This window comes from Mesorhizobium sp. P5_C1 (genome assembly GCF_054049815.1).
Window position 1 is genome coordinate 1 of record NZ_JBFULQ010000405.1, and the last position, 5,228, is coordinate 5,228.

At 62.0% G+C, this 5,228-nt stretch carries 4 protein-coding genes and 1 pseudogene; all 5 read right to left on the reverse strand.

Features of this window, described 5'->3' with window-relative positions:
- Window positions 1-535, reverse strand: a pseudogene (locus ACXJ7R_RS24345) (hypothetical protein); the annotation flags it as partial.
- A 35-nt stretch (window positions 536-570) separates the two neighbouring features.
- Entirely contained in the window at window positions 571-2,334 is a 1,764-nt protein-coding gene (locus ACXJ7R_RS24350; protein WP_457154060.1) for a thiamine pyrophosphate-binding protein, read from the reverse strand.
- Between the two features lie 19 nt (window positions 2,335-2,353).
- A complete protein-coding gene (locus tag ACXJ7R_RS24355) occupies window positions 2,354-3,841 on the reverse strand; it encodes an NAD-dependent succinate-semialdehyde dehydrogenase (protein ID WP_457154061.1) in 1,488 nt (495 codons plus the stop codon).
- A complete protein-coding gene (locus tag ACXJ7R_RS24360; protein ID WP_457154062.1) occupies window positions 3,798-4,868 on the reverse strand; it encodes an alpha-hydroxy acid oxidase in 1,071 nt (356 codons plus the stop codon). Before ACXJ7R_RS24360 ends, ACXJ7R_RS24355 begins: the two co-directional genes overlap by 44 nt.
- Before the next feature lie 52 nt (window positions 4,869-4,920).
- A partial coding sequence (locus ACXJ7R_RS24365; protein ID WP_457154063.1) for an aminotransferase class III-fold pyridoxal phosphate-dependent enzyme occupies window positions 4,921-5,228 on the reverse strand: 308 nt, incomplete at its 5' end.

Consider the following 5,228-nt stretch of genomic DNA (forward strand, 5'->3'; position numbering starts at 1 on the left):
TTGGAATCACGCCCGAGGCGAAGCCCATGAAGATCAGGGTGAAATCGTTTCTTCCGAAGATGACCATGAAAAGTGGGTAGAGAAGAAAGATCGGTGCCGCGAACAACGCCGCCAGCCAGCCTTCGTAAGCCAGTCCAAAATCGCGATAGCGGTAGAGAAAGTAGCCTAGCGGCACCGCAATGCAGATCTCCAGGATGAGTGCAGCGCCGACCAGAGCGAAGGTCAGTTCTGCGCCGTGGAACAATTCGGCGCGCAGATCCCCCACGAAGAGCCCGGCAATGGCATCGCTCGGCCGAGCAATGATCACTGGCGAGACGATATCCAATCGCACCAGTCCTTCGACAATGGCCAGGGCCACCAGCACGCTGGCGATCCCGAACAGGGTCGCGGGATCGAGTGTGCGGGAAATGATCCTTCCGATACCAGAGCGCCGCCGGCGTCCATCCGGGCGGCCGCCGCCAGCGTTTCCCGCGGTGACTGCGGTCACCGACGTCGCGTTGTCCGGTTCTGCGGAATTTTCCTTCACCAAAGACATTGCGGGCTGATCATCCGGTTCAAGCAGGAGACCTCCTAGTGATGGTTGAGCCATTCGAGGCTGGACCCTTCTGACGAGTCGATGGTGATGTCGAGAAGGTAGCAGTAGCCGGCCTCGACCGCTTTCAGCCCGCGCTCAATGGCAGCGCCAAGATCGGCAACATCCGCGACGGTTGGTTCAGATGAGAAGCCGAAATCCCTGGCGATGCCAGGAATATCGATGGGCGGATCGTCTATGCGTTGGCCGATCCACTTGTTCTCCACGGGTCGGTTGCGCTGCTTTGCGACCGATTCCTGTTGCACCTCGTCGGTGTAGTAGCTCCGGTTGTTGGCGACGACGATCAACACCGGGATCTTGTAGTGGGACGCAGTCCAAAGCGCGGTCGGTGAACCCAGGAACTCGCCGTCTCCCATCAGGCCAACTGCCAGTCGGCCCGTGTCTTTCAGGGCCAGCGCCGTCCCGATCGTCATGCCCGGGCCCGAGCCGACACCCCCGCCGCCGTCATAGCCCAGGTAATCGAGCGGTTCGTGGAAGACGTAGGATCCGGCCGGCCAGTTCAGCGGCACGCGCGCCAGGCATAGTTTGCGCTCTCCGCGTGCCGCCGACAGCGCCGTGCCGATATCCTCGAGGCGCGGCGTGCCCTTACTGCGTCGTTGACCGGACCGTTGAGCGGGGCTCGGCACCGGATAGGGCGTTCGCTGCATGCCCAGCCGCTCGAGTGCATCCGAGAGCGGCCTCAACAGGGTGTCCGGATCGACAGCCACGCGCAAGTCGGCGCCGACCAGTCTCTGGTGATCGCCAGACCATCCATTGTGGACGTGGTGGTCGATGGAAACTTGGATCAATTTGGCCCGGTGCTTTCCGTCCACGGCAGCCTGGCGCATGACGTCCGCGGTATCGCCCCAATCCAGGCTGAGGACGACATCGGCTTCGGCCAGAACCTGCCGGTTGACCGGCGTCAGAAACAGGTCGGGCGGCGCGCCGTGAAGCGGATGGTCGGTCGGAAAGCTGGCACCCATCCTGAGGTCGGTGATGACGCGGGCGTCGAGCAATTCGGCGAGACGAACCCTTTGTTCCCAATCTTCCGGCAAACGCGAGGCGCGACCGACCAGCAATACAGGTTTCCGCGCGGCGACGAGCAGACCGGCAATCTCGCTGATCGTCTCATCGGCGGCGCGGGATGGCGCGGGCGTGCGGAACAAGTCGAAATCCGGAAATTCCACGTTGCCGGTCAACGCATCTTCCTGCAGGCGCCGATCCAGCGCGACATAGGACGGCCCGCACGGCGCGGTGCAGGCCGACATGTGGGCGCGCAACATTGCCTCGACGATCGCAGAAGGCGACGTCGGCTGGTCGTCCCATTTGACGAAATTGCGGATCAATGCGCCCTGGTCGCGGCTGGTGTGTAGCCAGTCGATCCAGTTGCGACGAACCGCGGTGTCGACCGCGCCTGTCGCGCCGAGCATTATGATCGGCACACGATCGCACCAGGCATTGAATATCGACATCATGCCGTTCATCAGCCCGACATTGCTGTGCAACACCACGGCCATCGGGCGACCCGCCGCCTTTGCATATCCATGCGCAATAGAGACGACGCTTTCTTCATGAAGCGCCAGCAGCATCGCCGGCGACTCGTTGGCAAGATAGTTGATCAGACTGTCATGCAGGCCGCGAAAGCTCGATCCGGGATTGACGCAGACATACTCAATCCCAAGCCGACGGAGCATCTCGGCGGCCACGTCGCTCCCCCAGACCATCCGGGCGTCTTGAGCGGGAAGCGGAATGTCGGGTGTCATTTGAGGTCCCTGCCGTCCGTCAAGCGAAAGTTTCGACGATGGTTTTGATGTTGGTGTGCTCGAGTAGCCCCTCAATCCCGGCTTCTCGGCCCAGGCCACTGTCGCCAACTCCGCCGAAAGGTGCTTCGGGCGCCGTCACGGTCACACCGTTCACAGCGACGACTCCCGCTTTCAGCCCATCCGACAGAACTGCCGCGCTGCGGTGAGAACGCGTGAATGCATAGGCGGCCAAACCGTAGGGAAGGCTGTTTGCCCTTTTCAAGACTTCGTCCAAATCGTCGAACGCTACGATCGGTGCGACAGGGCCGAACGGTTCCTGCTGCATCACGTCGGCGCCATCGGGGACGCCGGTCAGAACAGTGGGCGAATAGAAAAAACCGCGATTGCCGACGCGGCCGCCGCCGGCGACCACCTGCGCGCCGCGGTCGACGGCATCCTGCACGAAACCTTCCATGGCCTCCAATCTTCGACGGTTCGCCACCGGCCCCATCTGGAACCTGTCTTCCGCGCCGTCGCCGACGGTGATCTTGGCTGCCGCTGCAACGAAACGCTGCGAAAATTGCTCCATGACTTCGGACTGGACGAAGAAACGTGTCGGTGCCGTGCAAACCTGTCCGGCGTTGCGGAAGCGGGCCTTCACGCATTGTTCCACGGCGCGATCCACATCCGCATCGGCCATGACGATCGCCGGCGAGTGGCCGCCAAGTTCCAGCGTCACCTTCTTCAACGCGCGCGCTGCCATCTGCGCCACATGTTTCCCGACCGCGACAGATCCCGTCAGGCTGACCTTTTTGATCACAGGGCTGGAAATGAGATAGTCGGAAATCTCGGCAGGATTGCCGAAGACGATGTTGACAACATCCTTCGGGATCCCGGCTTCAAGGCACAGCCGACCCAGGATGACTGCCGCGCCAGGCGTTTCCTCGGACGGCTTCAAGACGACCGAGCAGCCCGCCGCAACAGCATGCGCGATCTTACGGGCCGCCATCATGCAAGGGAAATTCCAGGGCGAGAATGCTGCGACCGGCCCCACCGGCTCATGCGTGACAAGGATCCTGCTATCTTCGTAGCGGGATGGAACCACTCGCCCATAAATCCGGCGCGCCTCCTCTGACAGCCACTCGATAAGTTCAGCGGTGGCGGCAACCTCGGCCTTTGCCTCCGCAAGCGGCTTGCCCTGTTYGGCTGTGATCGTCGGCGCGAGAAGTGCTGCATTCTCACGGATCAACGTCGCAAAGCGCCGCACGACCTTGGCGCGCTCCTGCGGCAAAACCTTGCGCCACATGACAAATCCGAGTTCCGCAGATTCCAGCGCGCGATCCAGGTCGGCCATCACTGCGACGGGAAGGCGTCCGAGTTCGACTTCTGATGCGGGATTGACAACTGCCAGCGTCTCGCGCCCGCTGCCCTTGGTCCACTCTCCTGCAATCAGGTGCGCGAGCTGATCATGCATGGCTTGTTCCTCAGACCAAACGATCTTTGAGATGGTAGAAAGTGCTGAGCTCATGCGTGGGTCCGATGACATCGGCCTTGCGCACGTAGCTGGCGGTCAGCTGCGAAAAATCATTCACGCCCAGGAGACCCAGCGCGTTGATGATCTCCCGCTCGATGAGTTCCAGGCAGCGCACCAGACCCGCTTCGCCGCCCGCGGCGAGCGCCCAGCCCTGAAGACGACCGATCGCCACAGCACTGGCGCCAAGGGCAACCGCTTTGATGACGTCGGTGCCTCGCAGGAAACCGCCGTCGACAATCAGTTCCGCCCTGCCCTTCACGTGCGGAGCGATTTCGGCCAACGTGTCCAGCGCACCCAGGCAATGGTCCAACTGGCGTCCGCCATGGTTGGAAACATAGAGCGTGTCGACGCCGCGCTCGACCGCCATCTCGGCATCCTCGGCCGAGGCGATCCCCTTCAGTATGAAGGAGCCATCCCAGAAATCCCGAATCCGGGCCATCAGATCCCAGGTGATCGCTGCCTGCAGATGACGGTCCTTCTGGGCCTTCACACTGGGCGGCAACCACCGGTTCATAAGCTGGCGCTCGCGGATTCCGTAGTAGGCGGAATCGACCGTCAGCGCGAGCGAGGTGTAGCCGGCATTCTTCACACGGCCAAGGATCGCCTTCACCCAATCGAAATCGCCGCGCACGTAGAGCTGGAAGATCTTGGGCCCGTCCGTTGCTGCGGCGATCTCTTCGAGCGACGGCTCGGTTATCGAGCTGATAATCGGGATGGTTCCGAAAGCCGCGGCCGCACGTGCCGCACTGGCACCGCCGCCGACAGATATCGCCTGCAGCGAACCGATCGGCGCCAGCAGCACGGGAATCCGGACCTTGTTGCCAACGACCGTCGTCGACACATCGATCTGGGACATGTCGCGCAAGACGCGAGGAATAAAGGCATAGCTGTCGAGTGCGTGCCGGTTGCGTCGCATCGTCATTTCCGATTCCGCGCCGCCGGTCAGATAGTCCCAGACATCCTGGGTTAGATTGCGCCGTGCGAGCGTCACGATTTCCTGATTGCACGTAAATTCGCTCACATTTCCCTCGCTACACCCGGCAGACTTGCGCTTCTCTTGACACTGCGGTCCCTCAGTGAAGGGACGTCGCTTCCACCTCGGCCACTGCGGCGGCGAAGATGCGAATCCCTTCCCACAGGTGCGCCTTCGTGGTGACCAGGGGCGGCATAAGACGAATGGTCGATCCATAGCGGCCACACGCCATGACACGTACGCCGAGCTGCTCGCAGCGCTGGAGGATCGCACCGACCCGTTTGGCGTCGAGGGGCGTGCGGGTCGCCTTGTCGGAAACAAGTTCAATACCGATGAAGAAGCCACGACCGCGCACATCGTCCATGAACCGGCTTTTCGCGGCAATTGCCGTCAACTCCGCCTTCATTT

What these genes read in the sequence shown, in the direction of transcription:
- ACXJ7R_RS24350 (WP_457154060.1), bottom strand. Translation starts at nt 2,334, where the DNA reads ATGACACCCGACATTCCGCTTCCCGCTCAAGACGCCCGGATGGTCTGG.